Annotated in this window: 21 protein-coding genes; 17 read left to right on the forward strand and 4 right to left on the reverse strand. The window is 39.2% G+C overall.

What is annotated here, in order from left to right; all coding sequences use genetic code 11:
- The first annotated feature begins 165 nt into the window (after positions 1-165).
- Together metB and metL are read left to right on the forward strand one after the other, a co-directional pair.
- Entirely contained in the window at positions 166-1,413 is a 1,248-nt protein-coding gene (gene metB, locus EU510_RS09785) for a cystathionine gamma-synthase (RefSeq protein ID WP_149593347.1), read from the forward strand.
- A 216-nt stretch (positions 1,414-1,629) separates the two neighbouring features.
- Entirely contained in the window at positions 1,630-3,975 is a 2,346-nt protein-coding gene (metL, locus tag EU510_RS09790) for a bifunctional aspartate kinase/homoserine dehydrogenase II (protein ID WP_149593348.1), read from the forward strand.
- Positions 3,976-4,043: 68 nt separating this feature from the next.
- Here the strand turns inward: metL and EU510_RS09795 are convergent, their stop codons facing one another.
- Positions 4,044-6,536 carry a penicillin-binding protein 1A gene (locus EU510_RS09795; protein WP_149593349.1) on the reverse strand — a complete coding sequence of 831 codons (2,493 nt, stop codon included), beginning with the start codon at positions 6,534-6,536 and terminating at the stop codon, positions 4,044-4,046.
- Between the two features lie 130 nt (positions 6,537-6,666).
- Between EU510_RS09795 and EU510_RS09800 the strand changes: the two genes are divergently transcribed.
- The 9 genes from EU510_RS09800 (at position 6,667) to EU510_RS09840 (ending at position 15,594) form a co-directional block, all read left to right on the forward strand.
- Complete coding sequence (locus EU510_RS09800) at positions 6,667-7,746, forward strand: pilus assembly protein PilM (RefSeq protein WP_149593350.1); 1,080 nt, start codon at positions 6,667-6,669, stop codon at positions 7,744-7,746.
- Positions 7,734-8,306 (forward strand): PilN domain-containing protein, encoded by a 573-nt coding sequence (locus EU510_RS09805; RefSeq protein WP_149593351.1) that lies wholly within the window; start codon positions 7,734-7,736, stop codon positions 8,304-8,306. The genes EU510_RS09800 and EU510_RS09805 overlap by 13 nt, the downstream gene beginning before the upstream one ends.
- Entirely contained in the window at positions 8,296-8,901 is a 606-nt protein-coding gene (locus EU510_RS09810; RefSeq protein ID WP_149593352.1) for a type 4a pilus biogenesis protein PilO, read from the forward strand. The genes EU510_RS09805 and EU510_RS09810 overlap by 11 nt, the downstream gene beginning before the upstream one ends.
- On the forward strand, positions 8,898-9,437 hold the full coding sequence (locus EU510_RS09815; RefSeq protein ID WP_149593353.1) for a pilus assembly protein PilP: 540 nt from the start codon (positions 8,898-8,900) through the stop codon (positions 9,435-9,437). The genes EU510_RS09810 and EU510_RS09815 overlap by 4 nt, the downstream gene beginning before the upstream one ends.
- Positions 9,424-11,529, forward strand: coding sequence for a type IV pilus secretin PilQ (locus EU510_RS09820; protein WP_149593354.1), 2,106 nt, complete (start codon positions 9,424-9,426; stop codon positions 11,527-11,529). Before EU510_RS09815 ends, EU510_RS09820 begins: the two co-directional genes overlap by 14 nt.
- 184 nt (positions 11,530-11,713) lie before the next feature.
- Positions 11,714-12,232, forward strand: coding sequence for a shikimate kinase AroK (gene aroK, locus EU510_RS09825; protein WP_004589350.1), 519 nt, complete (start codon positions 11,714-11,716; stop codon positions 12,230-12,232).
- Positions 12,233-12,259: 27 nt separating this feature from the next.
- The gene (gene aroB / locus EU510_RS09830; protein WP_149593355.1) at positions 12,260-13,330 is read left to right on the forward strand and encodes a 3-dehydroquinate synthase; all 1,071 of its coding nucleotides are present in this window, start codon (positions 12,260-12,262) and stop codon (positions 13,328-13,330) included.
- The gene (locus tag EU510_RS09835; RefSeq protein WP_149593356.1) at positions 13,331-14,683 is read left to right on the forward strand and encodes an SPOR domain-containing protein; all 1,353 of its coding nucleotides are present in this window, start codon (positions 13,331-13,333) and stop codon (positions 14,681-14,683) included. It begins immediately after the preceding gene.
- Positions 14,684-14,736: 53 nt separating this feature from the next.
- Positions 14,737-15,594 (forward strand): Dam family site-specific DNA-(adenine-N6)-methyltransferase, encoded by an 858-nt coding sequence (locus EU510_RS09840; RefSeq protein ID WP_149593357.1) that lies wholly within the window; start codon positions 14,737-14,739, stop codon positions 15,592-15,594.
- Here EU510_RS09840 and EU510_RS09845 read toward each other — a convergent pair.
- Both EU510_RS09845 and EU510_RS09850 read right to left on the reverse strand, forming a co-directional pair.
- Entirely contained in the window at positions 15,551-15,736 is a 186-nt protein-coding gene (locus tag EU510_RS09845; protein WP_149593358.1) for a DUF2970 domain-containing protein, read from the reverse strand. The genes EU510_RS09840 and EU510_RS09845 overlap by 44 nt on opposite strands.
- 3 nt (positions 15,737-15,739) lie before the next feature.
- Positions 15,740-16,036 (reverse strand): hypothetical protein, encoded by a 297-nt coding sequence (locus EU510_RS09850; RefSeq protein WP_149593359.1) that lies wholly within the window; start codon positions 16,034-16,036, stop codon positions 15,740-15,742.
- 161 nt (positions 16,037-16,197) lie between these two features.
- Here EU510_RS09850 and rpe point away from each other — a divergent pair, with 161 nt between their 5' ends.
- The 4 genes from rpe (at position 16,198) to EU510_RS09870 (ending at position 18,926) form a co-directional block, all read left to right on the forward strand.
- Positions 16,198-16,881, forward strand: a complete 684-nt coding sequence (rpe, locus tag EU510_RS09855; RefSeq protein WP_149593360.1) for a ribulose-phosphate 3-epimerase — start codon at positions 16,198-16,200, stop codon at positions 16,879-16,881.
- A complete protein-coding gene (locus tag EU510_RS09860; protein ID WP_149593361.1) occupies positions 16,881-17,546 on the forward strand; it encodes a phosphoglycolate phosphatase in 666 nt (221 codons plus the stop codon). Before rpe ends, EU510_RS09860 begins: the two co-directional genes overlap by 1 nt.
- A gap of 32 nt (positions 17,547-17,578) precedes the next feature.
- On the forward strand, positions 17,579-18,583 hold the full coding sequence (trpS, locus tag EU510_RS09865) for a tryptophan--tRNA ligase (RefSeq protein ID WP_149593362.1): 1,005 nt from the start codon (positions 17,579-17,581) through the stop codon (positions 18,581-18,583).
- Positions 18,584-18,683: 100 nt separating this feature from the next.
- Positions 18,684-18,926, forward strand: a complete 243-nt coding sequence (locus EU510_RS09870) for a hypothetical protein (RefSeq protein WP_033038496.1) — start codon at positions 18,684-18,686, stop codon at positions 18,924-18,926.
- 90 nt (positions 18,927-19,016) lie between these two features.
- Here the strand turns inward: EU510_RS09870 and uvrA are convergent, their stop codons facing one another.
- A complete protein-coding gene (gene uvrA, locus EU510_RS09875; protein WP_149593363.1) occupies positions 19,017-21,842 on the reverse strand; it encodes an excinuclease ABC subunit UvrA in 2,826 nt (941 codons plus the stop codon).
- A gap of 162 nt (positions 21,843-22,004) precedes the next feature.
- On the opposite strand from uvrA, the gene EU510_RS09880 reads away from it, so the two are divergent.
- Both EU510_RS09880 and ssb read left to right on the forward strand, forming a co-directional pair.
- Positions 22,005-23,372: an MFS transporter gene (locus EU510_RS09880; protein ID WP_149593364.1), complete on the forward strand. Its 1,368-nt coding sequence runs from the start codon at positions 22,005-22,007 to the stop codon at positions 23,370-23,372.
- A 20-nt stretch (positions 23,373-23,392) separates the two neighbouring features.
- Complete coding sequence (gene ssb, locus EU510_RS09885) at positions 23,393-24,118, forward strand: single-stranded DNA-binding protein (RefSeq protein ID WP_149593365.1); 726 nt, start codon at positions 23,393-23,395, stop codon at positions 24,116-24,118.
- Positions 24,119-24,120 lie beyond the last annotated feature (2 nt).

Below are 24,120 nucleotides of genomic sequence, written 5' to 3' on the forward strand. Positions count from 1 at the left end.
CTATTTGGGATGTAAAGATAAGCTCACTTTTGTGAGCTGAAATGCGATAGTAGTAAACGCCTTTACCAATTTTAGCCATCTAGAGCTTTAAAATACTTTGACTTATTAAAACGGATAACTTACTCTTTTAGACGTCTAAACATCCAAATTAATCAGGTGACGAATATGAGCGAAAAAAACAAAGCGACCATTGCTGTACGTAACGGCGTTGATGCTGATAAACATCATGGTGCAGTGGTGCCGCCAATTTATTTATCAACGACTTATTCGCTTGCCGACTTTGATACTAAGCGTGAGTATGATTATGGCCGCAGTGGTAACCCTAATCGTGATATTTTAGCAGAGACGCTTGCTAAGCTTGAAGGTGGCGCTCGTGGCATAATTACGGCTACTGGTATGGCTGCCGTGCATTTAGCTACTCAGCTACTTAACAGTGACGACACGTTAGTAATTCCACATGATTGTTATGGTGGTAGCTATCGTTTATTTACATCGTTACAAAAACGCGGACTATTGAAGCTTGAAGTATTAGATTTAACAAAAGAAGAAAGCCTTCAACAAATTTTAGCAATTAAACCTAAGCTTATTTGGATAGAGACTCCAAGTAACCCAGTACTTCGTTTAACCGATATTAAAGCGGTTACCAATGTTGCTAAGCAATGCGGTGCATTGGTTGCCGCAGATAACACGTTTTTGTCTCCTGCGCTGCAAAACCCTATTAAGTTTGGTGTAGATATTGTGGTGCATTCAACTACTAAATATATCAACGGGCACTCAGATGTAGTGGGCGGCGCTGTTATTGCTGCAACACAAGAGCTTGGTGATGAGCTTGCTTGGTGGGCAAATAATATTGGTATTACGGGCGCCCCTTTTGATAGTTATTTAACGCTTCGTGGTCTACGTACTTTAAATGTACGCTTAAGGCAGCACCAAGAAAATGCGCTAGCAATAGCTAAGTACCTTGAAAGCTCTGAATTTGTAAGCCAAGTTTACTATCCAGGGCTTGAGTCGCATCCTCAGCATAAGCTTGCTAAAGCACAACAACTTGGCTTTGGTGGCATGGTTAGTTTTGATATTAAAGGCGATATAAACGACGCCGCAGCATTTTTAACTAGCCTTAAAACGTTTAGTTTAGCTGAGTCATTAGGTGGCGTAGAGAGTTTAATTTGTCACCCCGCAACTATGACGCACGCAGGCATGGAGGCAACAGCACGTTTAGAAGCAGGTGTGGGCGATACGCTTATTCGTATTTCGGTTGGGATTGAAGATATACACGATTTAATAGCTGACTTTGAACGAGTATTTGACCTTGTAAAACCAGGGCAAAATAAAAATGTTGGCCGTGTAGGCAAAGGTGCTGGCACTTCTGGTGGAAACGTTAAATTAAGTGCAGCCCGTCCAGCGCTTTGGTAAATAATACCAATCCGCAATAATACCTAATCAATTTGAGGGATTAAACCGCACGCTAACATCGTTAAAAGTTTCTGATATACGACTGCATGGATGCAGGAGGTAGAGCAATGCAGGAGCAATTGCCAGGAACAACTAAATAACGAAATTTTTGCCTTGTTATCGATACGGTTTTCTTACCTCAAAATAGACAACTTAATTAAGCGAATTGGTATAAATATGGTCAATTGTGTACATAAATTTGGTGGTTCAAGCTTAAGCTCTAGTGAGCGCTATCAAAGCGTAGCTAAAATAATTATTGGGCATACTCAGCCGGGCGACTGTGTTGTGGTATCTGCTGCAGGTAAAACTACAGATACACTTGTGTCGTTGTGGCAAAGTTATCAGCAGCAAGACACGCAAGCTGTCGCTGATATTTTACTGCAGTTAAATAACCACCAAAGCGATTTAATTGAGCAGTTATTACAAGCTGATTTAAAGCGCAGCGCACTTAAAATACTAAATACCGAACTTAGTAATATTGCAGAACTTGCTCAAGCTGAGCAGCTAAAAGAGGCTGCGTTACTTGCGCATGGCGAACTGTGGTCAGCACGTTTACTCGCTACTTATTTACAGCAGCTAAATATTGAGGCGTGTGCTCAAGATGCCCGTAGTCTTTTTACCTTAAACGATGGTGAATTAATGCATGCGCAAAATGCGCAGCAATGTGGGCAGTTAATTTTACCCAATAAGATAAATGTTGTTACTGGGTTTATTGCCGCAGATACGAAAGGTGAGACCGTAACACTTGGGCGCAACGGTAGCGATTATAGTGCAACACTACTTGCAAATTACTGTAATGCTAAGCAAGTATGTATTTGGACCGATACACAGGGAGTGTTTAGCACTGATCCTCGTAAGGTAAAAAAAGCGATTAAATATAGTAAAATTTGTCGCGGGCAAGCTAATTTATTAGCTCGTTTGGGTAACCCTGTATTACATGCAAAAACACTATCGCCACTTAAAAACACAGATATTAAGCTAGCTGTTCGTAGTAGTTTTGATGTGCAAGCAAGCCCAACAAATATAGTAAAAGAAGGTTCAGCAAAGAAAAAGCGCTTTATAACCACGCTGCAAAATGTTGACTTGTTAATGGTTGAAGGATTAAGTGAAGGTGAGGTCGCAAGCGTTAGTCAGCTTATTCAACATAGCCTTCATCACTTTAACCATAATGGTGAAGTGTATTTAGTAGTACCGGCTGCACAAACATATCAAGTTATTAATTACTTTGCTGGTAGAGCTAATATTAGTGAGTCAAATTTAAATGGCTGTGCAATTGTTGCCCCTGAGCAAGACATTAGCGTACTAAAACTGCAAGCTTTAGAAGTATTAGCTGAGCAGACTATAAAGCCGCGTTTTGTGCATCAAGATAATGGTTATGTTTTATTATTAACAGACCAATTTATAGATAGCGATATACAAAGCGCCTTACACGATAAACTAATCAATAAAGGCCAAGAAATAGCCGTTATAGTTGCGGGGCTTGGTAATGTAGGCGATGCTTTTATTGAGCAGTTATCGGCACAGTTTGAGCGTTTATCAGGCGACTTTAGTATTAAATTGGTAGGGCTGATTCGCTCTAAACATATGTTATTTAATGCAAGTGGCATAAATATATCGCAATGGAAAACTCAATGGCAGCATGAGGCGAATAGCTATGAAGCTGCGGATTTACTTAATGCGATAAGCGAGCTTGACTACGAACATAAAGTTTTAATTGATATTACTGCAAGTGAGCAGTTTAGCTTTTTATATACAGATTTTGTAGACAGAGATTGTCATTTAATTAGTGCTAACAAATATGCAGGTACAGCACCTACTTCTTGGTATAAAGCACTTCGTAGTAACCTTGGCGAACGTAATTTACATTGGCGATATAATACAAGTGTAGGCGCAGGCTTACCTATCAATTTTGCTTTGGCTGATTTGCAGAATAGTGGTGATAAAATTACGCGTATTGAAGGCGTGTTCTCGGGTACGCTTTCGTGGTTATGTAGTAAGTATGATGGTACCACTGCTTTTTCTGAGTTGGTATTAGAAGCACAGAAAATGGGGTTCACAGAGCCTGACCCTCGCGAGGATCTATCTGGACGAGATATGCAGCGTAAGTTACTTATTTTAGCCCGAGAGTTAGGTATAGAGCTTGAGCTTGATGATATTAGCTTATCGGCATTAATGCCCGGCGAGCTTGCGCTAGGAAGCTGGGATGACTTTCTAAACAATAAAGCTCAGCTAGATGCGTTCATTAAAGAGCATGCTGATACAGCAAAAGCTAATAACTCAGTACTGAGATACACGGGCCTATTAGATATAACAAAAACTGAAGTAATCGCTAAAGTAGGAATTACGTATGTGCCCAATGGCGATGCGTTAGTGAATTTAAAACCGGGCGATAATATTTTTGTAATTAATAGTAGGTGGTACAACGACAACGCATTAGTGATTCAAGGACCTGGGGCAGGCCAAGAAGTAACCGCAGCGGGTATCCATTCAGATTTATATTGGCTTGTTCAAAAGTTAAAATAGGTTTTATATTTACACGAAATAAAACGGCCGCTTAAATAAGCGGCCGTTTTTGTATTACATACATATTATTAAAATAGCTCTTCTTCAGTTTTTGTGTCTTCTTCAAATATATCGTTAGGCTGAGATAGCACATACTTTGTGGGGGCGGTGCCTTTTTCAAAATATTCAAAGCGACTTGTGTAGTCGTTTTTATGACTCAACAAGCCAGTAGCTAAATCAATACGGATCGAAACAAGCCCTTCAGGTGGTTCAATTGGAGCTTCAGGTGTTCCCTCAAGTGCGGCTTTCATAAACTCAATCCATGCAGGTTGTGCTGTTTTAGCACCCGATTCAGCTCCAGATATTTGGCTACTATCAAGGTTGTTATTGTAAGTTGAGCGACCAAGAGAGTTGCCAGGGTTATCAAACCCAACCCATACAGAAGTCATCACTTTACTGTTAAAACCACTAAACCAAGTATCTACAGAATCGTTTGTTGTGCCTGTTTTTCCCGAAAGATCACGACGTTCCAAGGCTTGCGCGCGCCAACCTGTACCACTCCAACCTGTTTTATGAGCCCAGCTTCCGCCGCCCCAAATACCACTGTGCATTGCATCAGCTATTAAAAATGCATTCTGCTTAGATATAATTCTCGGTGCACACTTTTTTGGTTGATCTATTTCAACGTTACTATTGTGCATTGAGAGTTCATTGTATGTTGGTAAAGACTCTTCGTCACAGGCAAGAGCAGGGTTTGCTTCAAATAATACATTGCCGTAGGCATCTTGAATCTCTGAAATAAAGTAAGGTTCAATTAAGTGACCACCATTGGCAAATGTACTCATACCCCTGGCAAGTTCAAGAGGGGTGATAGAAGCACTACCAAGCGCTAGTGATTCACTGCGATTAATGTCTGAATCTTTAAAGCCAAACTTTAATAAATGATCAGCTGTACGTTGTAATCCAACGCCGCGAAGTAAGCGCACCGAAATAACGTTTTTAGACTGTGCTAAGGCACGGCGAATTCGAATAGGACCGTTATAAACAGCAGGGCTGTTTTTAGGGCGCCATGCTACGCCTTGGCTCTTATCCCATTGATTTATAGGAGCATCGTTTAATATAGACGCAAGTGTATAACCTTTTTCAAGCGCTGCTGAGTATATAAACGGTTTTATATTAGAACCAACTTGACGCTTAGCTTGTACTGCGCGGTTATATTGACTTTGTTCAAAGCTGTAACCACCTACTATGGCTTTAATTCTACCGTCTTGTGGGTCTAGTGACACAATAGCACTTGATGCCTCAGGTATCTGGCTTAGTAAGTAGCTGTTATCTTCGTTTTTACGCACCCATATTTGCATTCCTGGCGTTAAAATATCAGTCGCAGCTTTTGGAGCAAAACTTTGGCGGTAACGAGTAATATATTTACGCGCCCATTTTAAGTTATCCCAAGTAAGAGTTGTGCGCTCGCCACTTTTAAGTAATACCGACGCTGTTTTATCATTAACACTAAGCACGGCTGCTGCTTTTAAAGTACCTAACTCATTTACGCTCTGTAATTTATTGAGTATTTGTTGCTCAGTTAAAGCAGGTTGCGTTTCAGGGTCCCATAAAACATCTGTTGGTCCTCTAAAACCATGGCGCATATCGTAATTATGTAAGTTGTTTACAAGTGCGTTTTGCGCTGCTTTTTGAACTTTTGACTCTACTGAGGTGAATATTTTAAAACCTGAGTTATATGCTTTATCAATTCCATAACGAGAGACCATTTCGGCGCGTACCATTTCAGAAATATACGGGGCGTATAAATTTATTTCTGCACCATGAAAATAAGCAGTTATAGGTTGGTTGGTTGCTTCGTTATATTGTTCTTGTGTTATGTAATTTTCGGTTAGTAAGCGGCCTAAAACAACATTTCGACGTGCTTTTGCACGAGTCGGGTTACGAATCGGATTTAAGGCAGAAGGTGCCTTAGGCAAACCTGCAATCATCGCCATTTGGGCAAGTGTTAAATCTTTTAACTCTTTGCCGTAATATACTTGCGCTGCCGCACCAATGCCAAAAGCACGATTACCTAATTCTATTTTATTAAGATAAAGCTCTAAAATTTCGTCTTTTGTTAATACATTTTCGATATGCAGTGCTATAAATATTTCTTTAACTTTACGAATATAGGCTTTTTCGCGTGTCAAAAAGAAATTACGAGCAAGCTGCATGGTAATAGTACTTGCGCCTTGTTTTTTCTCGCCGGTAGATATAAGAACAAGGGCTGAGCGTACAATACCTATAGGGTCTATGCCTATGTGGTCGTAAAAACGATTATCTTCCGTCGCTAAGAACGCATTAATTAACGTTTGAGGGATATCATCAATAGTCACAGGAATACGGCGTTTTTCACCAAATTGATTGATTAAAAGCCCATCTTTAGTGAAAACTTGCATAGGAGTTTGTAATTGCACGTCTTTTAAAACTTGCACACTGGGGATATCAGGTTTAACGTAGTAATAAAGGCTGACCAAAGTGATCAGACCAATTAACACACAAATGATAAAAAATTGTAAAGTTCGTTTTAATAAAATCACTTATATTTCCCTAAATGGACTCCCAATTGCGAGTTTTGACTGTTAGTATATATTGATTAAAAAATGAATAATATTTTTTCATATAAAAATTATAACTTGTTTATTATTAAAACAAAGGCCAAGTTGAAACATGCTAAGTCAACTATTTCAAAAACCGTCCCCGATGATGGTAGGAATTGATATTGGATCGCACTCTATTAAGGCTGTGCTTTTACGTGAAATTGAAACAGGATTTCGACTAGAAGCACTTGCAATTGAGCCAATGCCAAAAGGCGCCATGAGTGAGCGTACAATTCAAGATATTGAAGCAATTGGTAATGTAATTTCAAAATTAAGAAGAAAGTTACCAAAATCGTTAAAATCTGCTGCGGTTGCTGTTTCTGGTCAAACAGTTATTACTAAAGTGATCTTCATGGATGTATCGTTAACTGATGCTGAACTTGAATCACAAATTGAAATTGAAGCCGATAGTTTAATCCCATACCCACTTGATGAGGTAAGCCTTGATTTTGAGAGGCTTTCGACGAATGAGGCAGATCCTAGCAAAATGAATGTTTTGCTTTCTGCTGCTCGGACAGAAAGTGTTGAAGCGCGCGTTGGCGCTTTAGAAGCTGCAAATTTAGAAGCCAAAATAGTTGATGTAGAAAGCTATGCATTAAGTCGTGCAATGGATGTTTACTATCAACAATTACCTAGCGATGCGTTTAATAAATGTGTAGCGGTGGTTGATATTGGTGCAGTTTTAATGCTTGTAAGCGTAGTACAAGCAGGGGAAACAATCTATACACGAGACCAGGTTTTTGGCGGCGATCAATATACAAATAGTATTGTCGCTTATTATAATAAAGGCTTTGATGAAGCCGAAATTGGTAAAACATCAGGTGATTTACCACCAAACTATACTTTTGAAGTATTGGCCCCTTTTCAAACATCGTTACTTCAACAGGTGCGACGTGCAGTACAAATGTTTTTAACAACCAGTGGTAAAGAACAAATTGACTATATTGTATTAACGGGTGGGACGTCGATGATAAAAGGTATTGACCGATTGCTCATCGAAGAACTCGGTATTCACTCTGTCGTTGCTGAGCCTTTTGAGAATATGGAAATTTCACCTAAAGTAGATCGTAATGTGATGCAGCGTCACAAAACACAGTTTGCAATTGCGACTGGGTTGGCATTAAGGAGTTTTTCAACATGCCATATATAAATCTACTGCCTTGGCGCGAATTACAACGCGAAGAATCGAAAAAGAAATTTGTAACTATACTTGTTGGTGTCGTTATAATTTGTTTTGCGAGTATGTATTTATTGAGCTCTTTTTATGGTGCTTTAAAAGATGGGCAAAACTTAAAGAATAACTATTTAAGCTCAGAAATTAGCATGTTAGATAAAAAAATAAGTGAAATAAGAAGCTTAGATAAAAGAAAAGAAAACTTACAGCAGCGTATGAGGCTTATTGAAGAATTACAGAGTAGTCGTAACCTGGGTACGCAAATAATGGATGAAGTTGCCAAAATAGTCCCCGGTGGCGTTTATTTAACAAAACTAGAGCGCAGAGGCAGCCAAATACATGTGTTGGGACGTAGTGAGTCTAATAACCGTTTATCGGCAATGCTGCGCGAAGTACAAAGTTCATATTTACTAGAGAATCCTTCAATGCAAGGTATTGTTGCAGGCGATCAATCGTCGCGTTTACTTAGTGATTTTAATATGGAATTTTATGTAAAACCATTTGATAAAATTGGTGAGGTTAGCGATGAACCTTGATTTTAAAGCACTGAGTGAAATTGATTGGAATGAAATAGAGCTCGATAACATTGGCGATTGGCCTATTGCTGTTAAAGCAATTTGTTGTGCGTTTGTTGCTGGGCTTGTATTGTTTTTTAGTTACAGCCTATTAGTTTCTGATGAAATTGATAGCTACCATAGTGCGGTTGCTAAAGAAGTTGAATTACGTACTACTTATCGTACTAAGTACGCAGTAGCGAGTAAGCTTGAAATCTATCGTCAACAAATGGTTGAAATGGAAGATAAGTTTTCACAGCTATTAAAACGTCTACCTACTTCGAACGAAACTCCTGGCTTACTTGATGACTTGTCGTATGTTGGGACAACGAGTGGCCTGACTTTTTTAAAAATAGGCTGGTTGCCAGAGGTTGAAAAAGAATTTTATACCGAGCTGCCGATTAAAATTGAAGTGATCGGTACCTATCATGAGTTTGGTGAGTTTGTAGGTAAAGTGGCTCAGTTACCACGAATTGTAAGCCTACATGATTTTTCTATTTTATCATCGGGCGATAAACAGTTAACATTCAGTGTTGTTGCAAAAACATATCGTTATGAAGAAGGGGTTAAAAAATGAAACTCCTTCGCATAGTACCTTTAGCGATAGCCTTTGTTTTAGCTGGTTGTAATGATGATACTTCTGAACAAAAAGAATTTATTGATCAAGTTAAGGCAAGTACAACACCAAAAGTAGACTCAATTCCTGAGCTTACAAAGTTTGAAATATTTGAATATAGTGCAGGGCAGCTACGTAGTCCGTTTGTAGCGCCTCAGCCTGAAATAATTCAAAATAAATTAACGCAAGTAAAAAACTGTTTGCACCCAGATCAAGAGCGTCGTCGCGAACCATTAGAGAAATACCCGCTAGATAACTTAGCAATGAAAGGCACAATTGGTTCTAGTGGACAAATATGGGCATTAATAACAGCAACAGATGATACTTTACACCGCGTAACGGTAGGGAATTACCTTGGTAGTTATGATGGAAAAGTAAAAACAGTAAGCAATGATTATATAGAATTAGTGGAACTAATCCCTGATGGGTCTGGCTGTTGGAAAGAGCGCCTGACTAAATTAGAAATGTTAGAGGCGGCAACAGATGGCGCAAATTAATAATAAAAAAGGTAAAAATAGCATGTATAAGGACGTACTTTGGCTTCATCGTATTTCACGAGTATTATTGGTTGCTGTTGCTTTAGTCACTGTAAATACAGCCGTTGCAGGGCCATTACTATATGATGTTCGTTATAACCCATTACTTAAAGGCGAGACTGAATTACAGCTTGTTTTTGATGAGGAGTTAACGCTTGAGCCAAAAGTTCAGGTGTTTAATAGCCCAGCCAGAATCGAAATGTTTTTTGATACTGCTGAATTAGAAGTTGGTTTAAATGATGTTGCAGTTAATCAAGCTGGGATTAGCAATGTAAACAATGTTCTAACTGATAGTGGTTTAAAAGTAACAGTAAACCTAGATAGATTAAAAATTTATGAAACCGAAGTTCATAATAATTTAGTATCAATACGCGTATCGGACAACCCACTTACAGAATCTGAAAACGAAGATGTAGTGATGGATTCAGGTGATGTTAGCGGAAATTATATTAATCGTATTCAGTCAATTGACTTTAGACGTGGTGAAAAGGGCGAAGCGAAAGTACTGGTATTCTTACAAGATACGCAAGCTGCAATTGAAGTACATGAGAGCGGCGGTAAAATTTATGCAGACTTCCATCATACTGATATTTTAGATGACTTACTTTATGAGCTGGATGTTTTAGATTTTGGTACTGTTGTAAGTAATATCGAGACTTTTAAAGAAGACGGATTAAGTCGTGTTGTTATTGAGCCAAACGCTCAATTTACATTTACCTATCAGCAAATAGATAATATTTTAACGTTAACAGTAGAAAAAGATGAAACACAAAACGCTTATTTAGATGGTGGTGTTGAGTATCAAGGTCGCCCTATGACCTTAAATTTTCAAGATATTTCTGTACGCGCAGCACTACAAATTATTGCGGGTTACAACGACTTTAACTTAGTAACCAGCGATTCAGTAACGGGTAACATAACGCTGCGCTTAGATGGCGTACCGTGGGATCAAGCGCTTGATGTAGTATTGCGTATTAAAGGGCTAGATAAGCGCATGGATGGCTCTATTTTAATGGTAGCACCTGCAGAAGAGCTAGCTGCACGTGAAGCTAAAGATTTAAAAGCTAAACAGCAAGTTGAAGACTTAGAGCCTCTATACAGTGAATACATTCGATTAAACTATGCTAAAGCGGAAGATTTTGCTGATTTATTAAAAACAGATAGAAACAGCATTATAACAGCCCGTGGTAGTGTATCGGTTGATCAGCGTACAAATACCTTATTAGTAAAGGATACGGTAAAGAGTATAGAAAATATCCGCCGCATGATTGAAACACTCGATATTCCAGTACAGCAGGTTGTAATAGAATCTCGTATGGTAACTGTGCGTGATAACGTTACTGAGGACTTAGGCGTACGCTGGGGCTTTAGTGACCAAGGTAGTAGTGTTGGTATTTCAGGCTCACTTGAAGGCGCAGAAGGCATTTATAATGCGACATCAACTTCAAATGCGCCAAGTATTTCAGAACGATTAAATGTAAATTTACCTACATCAAACCCAGCAGCAAGTATTGGCTTACACATAGCAAAACTGGCTAACGGTACGTTAATTGATTTAGAGCTAAGTGCGCTTGAAAAAGAGAACAAAGGTGAGATTATTGCAAGCCCGCGGATTATTGCAGCAAACCAGCAAAAAGCGCGAATAGAGCAAGGTACTGAAATTCCTTACACTGAGTCAGCTTCAAGTGGTGCTACTACCGTAAGCTTTAAAAAAGCGGTACTGAGTTTAGAAGTAACGCCTCATATAACTCCGGATAATAAAGTAATACTAGACTTAGTGATTACTCAAGATACACGTGGTGATACCGTACAAACGGGTACAGGTGAAGCTGTGTCTATTGATACCCAAGAGATCCAAACACAAGTGTTAGTTGAAAATGGCCAAACCGTCGTACTCGGCGGTATTTTCCAGCAGCAAATCATTAATACTACAAGTAAAGTACCAATTTTAGGTGACATTCCTTACGTAGGAAGACTATTTAAAAGCACAAGTGAGTTTAATGAAAAGCGTGAATTACTTATTTTTGTGACACCGAAAATACAAATTGATTAAAATACAGTGGTTTTATGTTAACCAACGGGTGATTATTTAGATTAATTGCTCGTTATATGGCTTTTTATTCTAATTGACTTGAAATACCCCTGCAATTACTGAGATAATCCCCTCCTTAATTTTGGGGCCAGGTCGTTAGGCGGGGTTTTATTTCAAATTTTAGAGTTTGTTTGTACTAAAAGATATGGCTGAGAAACGTAATATATTTCTAGTTGGCCCCATGGGGGCTGGCAAAAGCACGATTGGTCGTCACATCGCTGACCAATTACACCTTGAATTTGTTGATTCTGATCAAGAAATCGAACGCCGCACAGGTGCAGATATTGCATGGGTATTCGATCTTGAAGGTGAAGAAGGCTTTAGACTTCGAGAAGAGTCTGTTATTGGCGATTTAACCGAGATGCAAGGTATTGTACTTGCTACCGGTGGTGGTTCAGTAATGAGCAAAGAAGTTCGAAACAAGCTTTCGGCTCGAGGTATCGTTGTATACCTAGAGACACCTATAGAAAAGCAAGTTGCACGCACGCAACGCGACAAGCGTCGTCCATTACTGCAAACTGAAGAAGCACCTCGTAACGTATTAGAGCGCTTAGCAGAAGAACGCGAGCCACTATACAAAGAAGTTGCTGATTTTGTTGTACGTACCGATGAGCAAAGCGCTAAAGTTGTTGCTAACCAAATCATCGAGAAATTAGATTTTTAAAAACCAATAATAAGGGAATAACCAAGCATGCTTAAATTAACTGTTAATTTGGACGAGCGAAGTTATCCTATTTATATTGGAGAATCTGCACTTCAAGATAATGGCCGCCTAGTTCACCATATTAGTGATTGTCGGCCTATCATCATTACTAATGACACAATAGCGCCTTTATATTTACAAAGGTTACTTGATTCATTAGCTGATTTAAATCCGCTATCTTTTATTATTCCTGACGGTGAGCAATATAAATCACTTGAATGGTTTGAAAAAATATCAGCATTTTTACTACAAAATAACTGTGGCCGAGATACATGCTTAATTGCATTAGGTGGCGGTGTTGTAGGTGATCTAACTGGTTTTGTTGCGGCTTGTTATCAGCGCGGCGTACCGTTTATTCAAATACCAACGACAGTGCTTTCACAGGTTGATTCGTCGGTAGGTGGTAAAACGGCAGTAAATCATCCTTTGGGTAAAAATATGATAGGGGCATTTTATCAACCTCAAGCTGTTTTTATTGATACGCAGACATTACACACCTTACCTAAACGAGAATTTGCAGCAGGTATGGCTGAAGTAATTAAGTATGGTCTGATTTACGATACCGAACTATTTGCTTATTTAGAGCAAAATGTAGCTAATTTACAGCAACTCGATGAAGCATGTTTACAGCATATTATTTTTAGATGTTGTGAAATAAAAGCGCTTATAGTTGCTCAAGATGAAAAAGAACATGGCCTGCGAGCTTTGTTAAACTTAGGTCATACATTTGCCCATGCAATTGAGGCGCAGATGGGTTATGGCGTTTGGTTACATGGTGAAGCTGTTGCAACGGGAATGGTATTAGCAGCTAAACTTGCGCAGACACGCCAAGATTTAAGCGCAGATGAAGTTGAGAGAATTATTAAGCTACTTGAGCTATATAATTTACCAACAGAAATTCCAAAGCAAATGACTAGCGAGCAGTTTTTAACGCATATGCGTAAAGACAAAAAGAATAAAAAAGGCACTATCCGCTTTATTCTACCTACCCAATTTGGCCAGTGTGCATTAGTTGATAATGTATCTGATGATCAAGTTAGAGACTTAATCGAGCAGTAAATGCAGTCACAAATTTTACCAAGCCGTGCGGCTTTGGTGGATAGAATCGCACTGCAATTTGAGTACGGGCAAAATTTAATTGTTTTACTTGGCACTTCTGGGCTAGGTAAAAGCTATATGCTCGAAACCTTCATTACAGATAAATATAACGACTTTAATAAAGCCTTTGTGCAAGTAAGCGCACAAATGACTGACGCTCAGCTCATGAGTGAGCTATTAGAGCAAAGCTTTAACTCCCCCCTGGTTGATCATAACTTAAGTTTACCTGAAAACTATTACCAATTACTGCAGCAACAACCATGTGGGCCATGCTTGTGGGTACTTGATGGCGGTAGGCAGTTATCTGAAGAGATGTTGATTGAGCTTGAGTTACTTTCAAAAAACAGCCCAAATACGCTATATATCATAGTAGCTTCACAGTCAAAATTAGCTTTAAATAATGCTGTTGAAATTTACTTGGAACCGCTAACGCTTCAAGAAAGCAAGATGTTATTGCAGTGGTATTTTACTGATTTACCTTATGATGAAGACCCTGTCTTCAGCACTTTTTTAGCTGAAGCTCACGGCAATCCTAGTTTATTGCTTGCTTGGCAACCTAGTGAGCACATAGCCGATATTATCGTTAAAGACAAAGTGTCTTGGCGGTTGCATTTAGTGATTTTGATGTTGCTGATTATGCTATTAATTATTGGGCTACTTTATAAATCTGATATGACACAGTGGTGGCAACAGTACTATCAGCAAGAAGAGACGCAGGTAATTAATACAGCAATACCAATAGAGCAAGTAAGTGAGCCGTTTATAAAGAAAAATGACTCAATAATTAGCTTAAATGAACCAAAGGTAGTTGAGCCACCTATTGAGTCAGAACGTGTACATGCCAATGATGTGCCCGCTATAATGCAAAGCCTTACTGAGCCTACCAACACTGTTAATGTATTAGACCATGATGTTGATGATAGTGCTAAAAACAAAAGCAGTATAGTAAGTGACGTTAAATCTAAAGCTCTTAAAATAAAAAAAGTAGATACCGCAGAGCAAACTCAGGTTAATCAGAATAATATATGGTATATGCAGCAGCCAGATACAAATAGTGTTATTCAATTATTAGCTGTAACTCAGCAGGAAGTTAGCGATAGTTTTATTGCTCAATTTAATCTACAGCAGCAAACTCATACGTATCAAACCAAACGAAATAATAAAATGTGGTGGGTTGTCACATTTGGCAGTTTTGAAAGTATAAAAGAAGCAAAATCAGCAATGGATACTTTATCTGCTGGGGTTAGAAAAAATAAACCTTTCTATAAAAAAATTAGTAAAATAAAGCAAGAAATAGCACTCGTTGATCAGTAAAACACACTGCTTTAGTGTAAAATCGCGCAACACCAGATTGAAGTAAAGAGCCAATGCAGCAAAAGAGTAGAGCCTTCCTTAAATGGGCCGGCGGAAAATACAGCCTAGTTGAAAACATTAATGCGCGATTAAACCAAGCTAGCAAGCATGCTGATACGTTGGTCGAACCTTTTGTTGGTGCAGGTTCTGTGTTTTTAAATAGTGACTTTAAACACTATATTCTTAACGATATAAATGCAGACTTAATTAACTTATACAAAGAGCTTAAAAGCTCTCCAGATGAGCTGATTAGTGATGCTAAAAAACTATTTGTTGATTTGAATAATCACGCAGATGCTTATTACGAATATCGTGTGCAGTTTAATCAAAGTCGTGATGTATATGAGCGTTCAATCTTGTTTTTATACATGAACCGTCATGGCTACAATGGACTCTGTAGGTACAATTTAAAAGGCATTTTTAACGTGCCTTTTGGTAAGTATAAAAAGCCTTACTTTCCTGAAAAAGAAATGTATTTTTTTGCTGAAAAAGCACAAAAAGCTACCTTTACCTGTTTAGATTATGATGACGTTTTTAAGTTAGTACCTAACAATGCTGTTATTTATTGCGACCCACCTTATGTACCATTAAGTAAAACGGCTTCGTTTACCTCTTACGCTAAGGGCGGGTTTAATTTAGATGATCAGGCTAATCTGGCTAATTTGGCTGAGAAGGCGGCGTTTGAAAACAATACGCCAGTGCTTATATCTAATCACGATACTGTATGGACTCGAAAAATTTATAGCCAAGCATCACTTGATAAAATTCAAGTAAAGCGCACTATTAGCCCCAAAGGTGGCTCTAGAAATAAAGTTGACGAGTTGATGGCTATGTATTTAGCACCCAAGCAACCACTGCGTAAATTGCGATAACAAAAGCAAAAAATAGTACAATCGCAATTAAAATGATAGAGATAGGAGAGTGTTGTTTAAAATCGACTTGGCGTTTATTTTCAGACTGAACACCAAAAAATGCAGCTAGCACACTTTGCAACGCGCTAAAAAATTGTAGCATTATTTAAAATAAAGGTTTTAAAGAAGGAGCGTTTTTAGAATCTTCAGAACTAGTAAGTAGTTCCAATAAATCAAGGTAATGAAACTGAGCACTGCGGCTATCGCCAGTTAACCACGAAAACCACGATGACTCTTCTTCAATTTTAATACACGTAGTTAAAGTGTTTTGAGCACTTACCACTTGTGTACTATGACAATTACTCACTGAGCTTAATTCTTGCTCAGAGCTTGAACCAAAGCTAAACGCCCCGATAAGCAGTAATGCCGACGCAATTAATATCCCAATTTTAAAAGCACGCATGATGAAATCCAATAATTTGTTACTTTTTTAATCATAGCAAATATTGGTTAAATATCAAACTTAAAGTTACCTAAAATGGGGGCTATTACGCCATATTACTTGGGTAACATCTTCAATTAAGTTACATTAACGCAATACACTATTTATTGATGGAGTTAATCATGTTTAACCCAGAGCAAAAATATTTAATAGCCCCTTCTATTTTGTCTGCTGATTTTGCAAAGCTAGGCGAAGATGTTGATAAAGTTCTCGAAGCGGGTGCTGATGTGGTTCACTTTGATGTAATGGATAATCACTATGTACCTAATCTCACAATTGGTCCTATGGTGTGTAAGGCACTCAGAGATTACGGTATTACAGCACCTATCGACGTACATTTAATGGTTAAGCCTGTAGATAGTATAATACCTTTATTTGGTGAGGCTGGCGCATCAATTATTACTTTTCATCCTGAAGCCAGTGAGCACGTCGATCGTACAATAGAGTTAATTAAAGATCACGGCTGTAAAGCAGGATTAGTGTTTAACCCAGCAACAAGCCTAAGTTATTTAGACCATGTTATTGATAAGCTAGATACCATTTTACTAATGTCGGTAAATCCTGGGTTTGGCGGGCAAAGCTTTATCCCTCATACGCTTGAAAAATTACGCCAAGCCAAAAAGCGTATTATTGAATCAGGCCGAGATATTCGCTTAGAGGTAGATGGTGGTATTAAAGTCGATAATATTGCAGCAGCGGCTCGAGCGGGTGCTGATATGTTTGTTGCAGGCTCAGCTATTTTTAATCAACCTGATTACAAAGTGGTGATTGATCAAATGCGTGAGCAGCTTGGAAGTGTTAAGTAATGAAGTACGATGTCGCCTTATTTGATTTAGATGGTACTTTGGTTGATAGCGTTTACGACTTGTATATCGCTATTAATTTAACCTTGAGCGACTTTGCTTTTCCTATTGTTAGCCAACGCCTGGTTGAAAGTTGGGTTGGTAATGGTGTTGAAGTCCTTGTTAAACGCGCTTTGAGTGGCGATATGCAAGTGAGTGAAAATCTAGATGAGTCACTTAGTGGCAAAGCAATATTACAGTTCTATAAGTATTATGAACAACAAGTTGGTGAGTATAGTGTTTTGTACCAACATGTAGAAACAGGGCTTGCAGCACTTCGCGGTATGCCTAAAGCATTAATCACTAATAAGTCTCGAATTTTTACAGAGAAACTACTCGAAAAATTGGCACTAACGAGTCATTTTGATGTGATAGTATGCGGTGACGACATGGCAAAAAAACCATCGCCAGAGCCATTGCTATTTGCTTGCAAAAAACTTAATGCGGAGCCTAATAAAGCAATAATGATAGGTGATTCTAAAAGCGATATACTTGCAGCTAAAGCCGCTAATATAGACGTAATTGCACTTAGTTATGGCTATAACCAAGGTGAAAATCTTGAGGGTTATAATCCACAGTACCTATGCGATAACTTCTTAGATATAATACCTGTTCTAACGCAGCGTTAAATATTATTCATTAAGCAAAATAAAGGAAAATCATGACTAAACCAGTAGTTTTAAGCGGCATTCAGCCAACCGGTGGTATGACAATAGGCAACTATGTTGGCGCTATTAACCAGTGGCTAAAGTTACAGGAAGACCACGAAAGTTTCTTTATGTTAGTAGACTTACACGCTATTACTGTTCGCCAAGAGCCTGAATTACTGCGCTCTCGCGTGTTAGATGGTATTGCTCTTTACGCGGCATGTGGCATTGAACCTGAAAAATCTGCGTTATTTGTACAATCACAAGTACCTGAGCACGCACAGTTAGCATGGGTATTAAATTGTTACGCGCAAATGGGTGAGCTTAATCGAATGACTCAGTTTAAAGACAAGTCATCTAAGCATGCAAATAACGTAAACGTGGGCTTATTTTCATATCCGGTATTACAGGCTGCGGATATTTTATTATACCAAGCTGATCAAGTACCAGTAGGGGATGACCAAAAGCAGCATTTAGAGCTGACTCGCGATATAGCCACACGCTTTAATAATTTATATGGCGACGTATTTAAATTACCAGAGCCGTATATCCCTGAGTTTGGTGCACGCGTAATGAGCTTGCAAGATCCACTTAAAAAAATGTCTAAGTCTGACGAAAACCCAAATGGTTACATCATGTTATTAGATGAGCCTAAGCAAATTGTGAAAAAGCTTAAAAAAGCAGTAACTGATTCAGATGAACAAGCACGTATTTATTTTGATCGCACAGAAAAGCCTGGCGTATCAAACTTGCTTACTTTATTGAGTGTTGCAACTAAGCGCTCAATTGAAGACCTAGTTCCTGAATATGAAGATAAAATGTATGGCCATTTAAAGAAAGATACAGCAGATGCAGTTGTAAATATGATTGAGCCTATTCAAGCACGCTTTAAAGAGATCAGAGAAGATCAAAACCTACTTGATGGCATAATGAAGTCAGGTGCTGAAAAAGCAAGTGTACGTGCTGAGAAAACATTGAAATCGGTATACGATGCGCTTGGTTTTATACCTCGTGGTTAAATTATAAATATTGAACCCCCATAAAATACCGCTACTTAGCGGTATTTTATGTTGTAGTACATTCATTTTATGCAACATTACAGTATTGAAAGGAATTTACATGAGCTTTAAAGTTAAGCACTATGCTGCAAAAACGATTAAGACTAGCTATGCAATGGAGTGGGAAATGCTACTCACTGAATTAGTTATTGGCTTATTGTGCAGCGTATTTGCTTATCTTGGTTTTAAGGCGAGTGTGTTACTCATTTTTGTCGCTAATTTATTTATTGCAGTATGTTGTTTTTCTTTAATAACATTTTCGATTGTTATGTTGATAAAAGAAAAGTTAGAGCAAAAAAAATAGCGGGAAGTGAGTCTTCTCGCCATTTTTAATTAAGTGTAGCCTCGACAGTTAAATAACCTTAATGCCGATTGGTTTGTAACAACCGAACCTCTATTTATTTAATAGAGGTTTTAAGTAATGCCCAGTATGTGAACGCTCACATTCAGCAACTTCTTCTGGTGTGCCTGCAATGAGTATTTCACCACCGCCAGCACCACCTTCAGGTCCTAAATCGATAACCCAGTCTGCTGTTTTAATAACATCGAGATTATGCTCAATAACAACAATGGTATTGCCGTGATCGCGAAGCCTGTGTAATACAACAAGCAGCTGTTCAATATCGGCAAAGTGTAAGCCTGTTGTTGGCTCATCTAATATGTAGAGCGTTTTACCTGTATCCCGCTTTGATAGCTCGCGCGCTAATTTTACACGTTGCGCCTCACCACCTGAAAGTGTGGTAGCGGCTTGACCTAAGCGGACATACGATAAACCAACGTCCATTAGGGTTTTAAGCTTACGGGCAATAGCCGGTATTTTGTCAAAATACTCATGCGCGTCTTCAACAGTCATCTCAAGCACTTGGTGTATGTTTTTACCTTTATATTGTACTTCTAGCGTTTCGCGATTATAGCGTTTGCTCTTACATACATCACACGGTACATACACATCAGGTAAAAAGTGCATTTCAACTTTAATTAAGCCGTCACCTTGGCACGCTTCACAGCGCCCGCCTTTAACGTTAAAGCTAAAGCGACCTACTTTGTAGCCACGTGAGCGCGCTTCTTGTGTACCTGCAAATAATTCACGAATACCGGTAAATATACCTGTGTAGGTTGCCGGGTTTGAACGTGGAGTACGACCAATCGGACTTTGATCAATATCGATCACCTTATCAAAATGATCTAAACCGCTAATTGATTTATACGGTGCCGCTTCGGCAGTGGTTGCGCCATTTAGCTCTGTATGAGCCAGTTTAAATAAGGTGTCGTTTATTAGCGTTGATTTACCCGAGCCCGATACACCTGTCACACAGGTCATTAAACCAAATGGGATTTTTAAATCCACATTTTTAAGATTATTACCCGTTGCGCCAAATAGCTCTAGCCATTTGTCGTTCGTTGGGTGGCGCTCTTTTGGTATTTCTATTTTACGTACGCCTGATAAAAATTGGCCCGTAACAGACTCTTTGCTTGCTAAAATATCGTCGCGTGTGCCTTGTGCAATAATATGCCCACCATGAACACCCGCACCTGGACCAATATCAATAATATGATCTGCAGCACGAATAGCATCTTCATCGTGCTCTACCACAATAACGGTGTTACCTAAGTCGCGTAAATGGATTAGTGTTTGTAGTAAGCGGTCGTTATCGCGTTGATGTAATCCAATAGATGGCTCATCTAGTACGTACATTACACCTACAAGACCGGCACCAATTTGACTGGCTAAGCGGATACGCTGAGCTTCACCACCTGATAATGTATCGGCGCTGCGCTCAAGTGATAAGTAATTTAGGCCAACGTTAATTAAAAACGATAAACGGTCGCGAATTTCTTTTAATATTTTTTCAGCTATTTGGCCTTTTTGTCCGGTTAACTCTAAACCTTCAAAAAATTCCATGGCTTCACCAATACTCATGCATGTGATTGCAGGTAAGTTGGTTTGTCCAATAAATACATTTCGAGACTCTTCGCGTAAGCGCGAGCCATGACAGCTAGGACACGCTTGGCTTGTTTGGTATTTAGCAAGTTCTTCGCGTACAGAGTTTGACTCGGTCTCGCGGTAGCGGCGATTCATGTTGTTTAAAACGCCTTCAAACTCATGGTTACGCGTAATTAAATCGCCACGGTCGTTACGGTAATTAAACGCAATTTTAGTGCTGCCAGAGCCATCTAAAATAATTTTTTTCGATTCGCTATCTAAATCTTGATAAGGCACGTCTAAATCAAAGTTGTAATGATCCGCAACCGCTTGCAGCATTTGATAGTAATAAAAGCTGCGTTTATCCCAGCCTTTAATTGCACCGCCAGCAAGGCTTAACTCTGGGTTATGCACTACGCGATTAGGATCAAAATATTGACGTATACCTAAACCATCACAGGTTTGGCACGCACCAGCAGGGTTATTAAACGAAAACAAACGCGGTTCTAGCTCAGTCATTGCATAGCCACAAGTAGGGCAGGCAAAGTTTGCTGAGAATAGAATTTCTTCAGCGCTGCTATCATCCATGTATGCTACATGTGCAACGCCATTAGACATTTCAAGTGCGGTTTCGAACGATTCTGCTAAGCGTTGTTGTAAGCCATCTTTTACTTTAAATCTGTCTACAACAACTTCTATTGTATGTTTTTTATGAAGCTCAAGTGTTGGAGGATCAGACAAGTCACATACTTCACCATCTATACGGGCGCGAATATAACCTTGGCTGGATAGCTGTTCTAATAACTTGACATGCTCACCTTTACGCTCTTTTACTATTGGCGCAAGCAGCATTAATTTACTGCCCTCAGGCAGTGCCAAAACAGTATCTACCATTTGGCTAACGGTTTGCGCAGCAAGTGGTAAATCATGTGTAGGACATCGTGGTTCGCCAACGCGGGCAAACATAAGTCGTAAATAATCGTAAATTTCGGTAATAGTACCTACGGTTGAACGCGGGTTATGAGACGTTGACTTTTGCTCAATAGAAATAGCAGGAGAGAGGCCTTCGATGTGATCTACATCAGGCTTTTCCATGAGCGATAAAAATTGTCTTGCATACGCAGAGAGTGATTCAACATACCGGCGTTGCCCTTCTGCATAAAGTGTATCAAATGCAAGTGATGACTTCCCCGAACCAGATAGACCAGTAATAACTATTAATTTATCACGTGGAATGGTTAGGCTGATGTCTTTTAAATTGTGCGTGCGGGCGCCTCGGACTTCAATGTTTTCCATGCTATCTCGTTTATTGCCAAAATTATTTACTCAGTATCGCATAATACGAAGTAATATTAATCCTTGATCAATGAAAAATCCTTACTTATAGGCGATTAATTATTGCCAAGCTTATGGTAGAATCCCAACCTCAATTTTTCATAGAGTAAGATCACGCAGATAATGACCGCATCTTCACTTAATTCACGAGAAAAACGCGCCGCAGTATCGCTGGCGAGTGTGTTTGCATTTAGAATGCTCGGCTTGTTTATGCTGATGCCTGTATTGGCTATTTATGGACAATCGCTTGAAGGTTTTTCGCCTATTTGGATTGGTTTTGCCATTGGTGCGTATGGTTTAACGCAAGCCGTACTGCAAATACCTATGGGCCGATTATCCGATAAAATTGGTCGTAAAAAAGTTATTGTGGGTGGCTTAGTTGTATTTGCTATTGGCTCTGTAGTTGCTGCATTAGCTGATTCTATTCAAATGGTTACTGTAGGGCGCGCTTTACAAGGTATGGGCGCAATAGCCAGTGCGCTACTCGCGTTTGCTTCAGATTTAAGCCGCGATGAGCAACGACCAAAGGTAATGGCCGTTATTGGCATGAGTATAGGAATGAGCTTTGCTTTTGCTATGTTACTTGGACCAATTGTTGCCGCATCTTGGGGCGTAGCAGGCGTATTTTGGTTAACAGCAATACTCGCTGTGTTTGGTATTGGTATTATTCTGTTTTTAGTTCCTAATGCTGTTAATAAAGCGCCCAAAGGCGATACATTAGCAAGCTTTAGCGACATTAAAAAATTAATTAAACACCCTCAGTTAGCACGATTAAATGCAGGTGTATTGTTATTGCATTTAACGCTAACCACAATTTTTGTGGTACTGCCGAGTCAATTAATTAAAGATGGCTTAGTTGCCGATCATCACTGGTATTTATATATTCCAGTGCTATTTTTAGCATTTTTATTAATGGTACCAATAATGATTGTGGCCATTAAAAAAGAGAAAGAAAAACAAGCGTTTATTGGCTCAGTAGCCTTGTTAACTATTAGTATGTTAGCAATGTCTGTATGGGTTAATAGTGTAGTAGGTATTGCTGTGTGTATGCTGCTTTATTTTGTGGCGTTTAACTTTTTAGAAGCCACTATGCCTGCGCTTGTATCGCGAATAGCACCCGCAAGCCAAAAAGGTTCAGCAATGGGTGGCTACTCATCTAGTCAGTTTTTAGGCGCCTTTTTAGGCGGTATGTTAGGCGGCTATGTCGCGCAAACTACAACGACGCAAGCTGTGTTTGCGGCAGCAGCACTTGTTGGGTTAATATGGCTTATTATTGCGTGGAAAATGCAAGTCCCACCCAAAAGTAAAGTTATTAGTTTAATGACCAAATTAGATTCTGAAGAGCATGCTCAAGTACTTGCTTCTCAGTTAGTTGCTTTACCAGGTGTAATAGAAGCAACTGTAGTTCGCGATGAAAGTCGCAGCTATTTAAAGATTAATGATAAAGAATTTGACCTAGACCAAGCGCGTAAAGTTGCTGGTTTAATCTAACATTTATAGGAGATGGTTCCATGGCACGCGGTGTGAACAAAGTAATTTTGGTTGGTAATTTAGGGCAAGATCCTGAAGTTCGTTATATGCCTAACGGCAATGGTGTAGCAAATATTACCCTAGCAACTTCGGATAGCTATAAAGATAAGAACACTGGCCAAATGGTTGATAAAACTGAGTGGCACCGTGTTGTATTTTTTGGCAAGTTAGCTGAAATTGTTGGTGAATATTGTCGTAAAGGTTCACAAATTTATGTTGAAGGTAAACTTCAAACTCGTAAGTGGACCGATCAACAAGGCCAAGAAAAATACACTACAGAAATAGTTGTAGATGGCTTTACTGGTCAAATGCAAATGTTAGGCGCACGTGGTGGCGATCAACAAAGTGGTGGTTACCAAGGTAATCAATCACAAGGTGGACAACAAAGTGGTGGTTATCAAAATAATCAATCACAAGGTGGTCAGCAAAGTGGTGGTTACGGTCAAAATAATCAAGGCCAAAGTAACCAACAGCAAGGTGGTTATACTCCACAGCAGCAAGCAGCACCTGCAGCGCAGCCTCAATCAGCGCCTGCGCCACAGCAAAATAATCAATACCAACAACCGCAAAGCGGCTTTGCACCACAACAAAACAGTGCACCGCAGCAGCAAGGTGGTTTCGCTCCTAAACCACAAAATGCTCCGCAAGGCGGTGCATCAAACCCAATGGAACCAACCATTGATTTTGACGACGATATCCCGTTTTAAAT

The sequence above is a fragment of the Pseudoalteromonas sp. FUC4 genome (assembly GCF_008370255.1).
Taxonomy (GTDB): Bacteria; Pseudomonadota; Gammaproteobacteria; order Enterobacterales; family Alteromonadaceae; genus Pseudoalteromonas.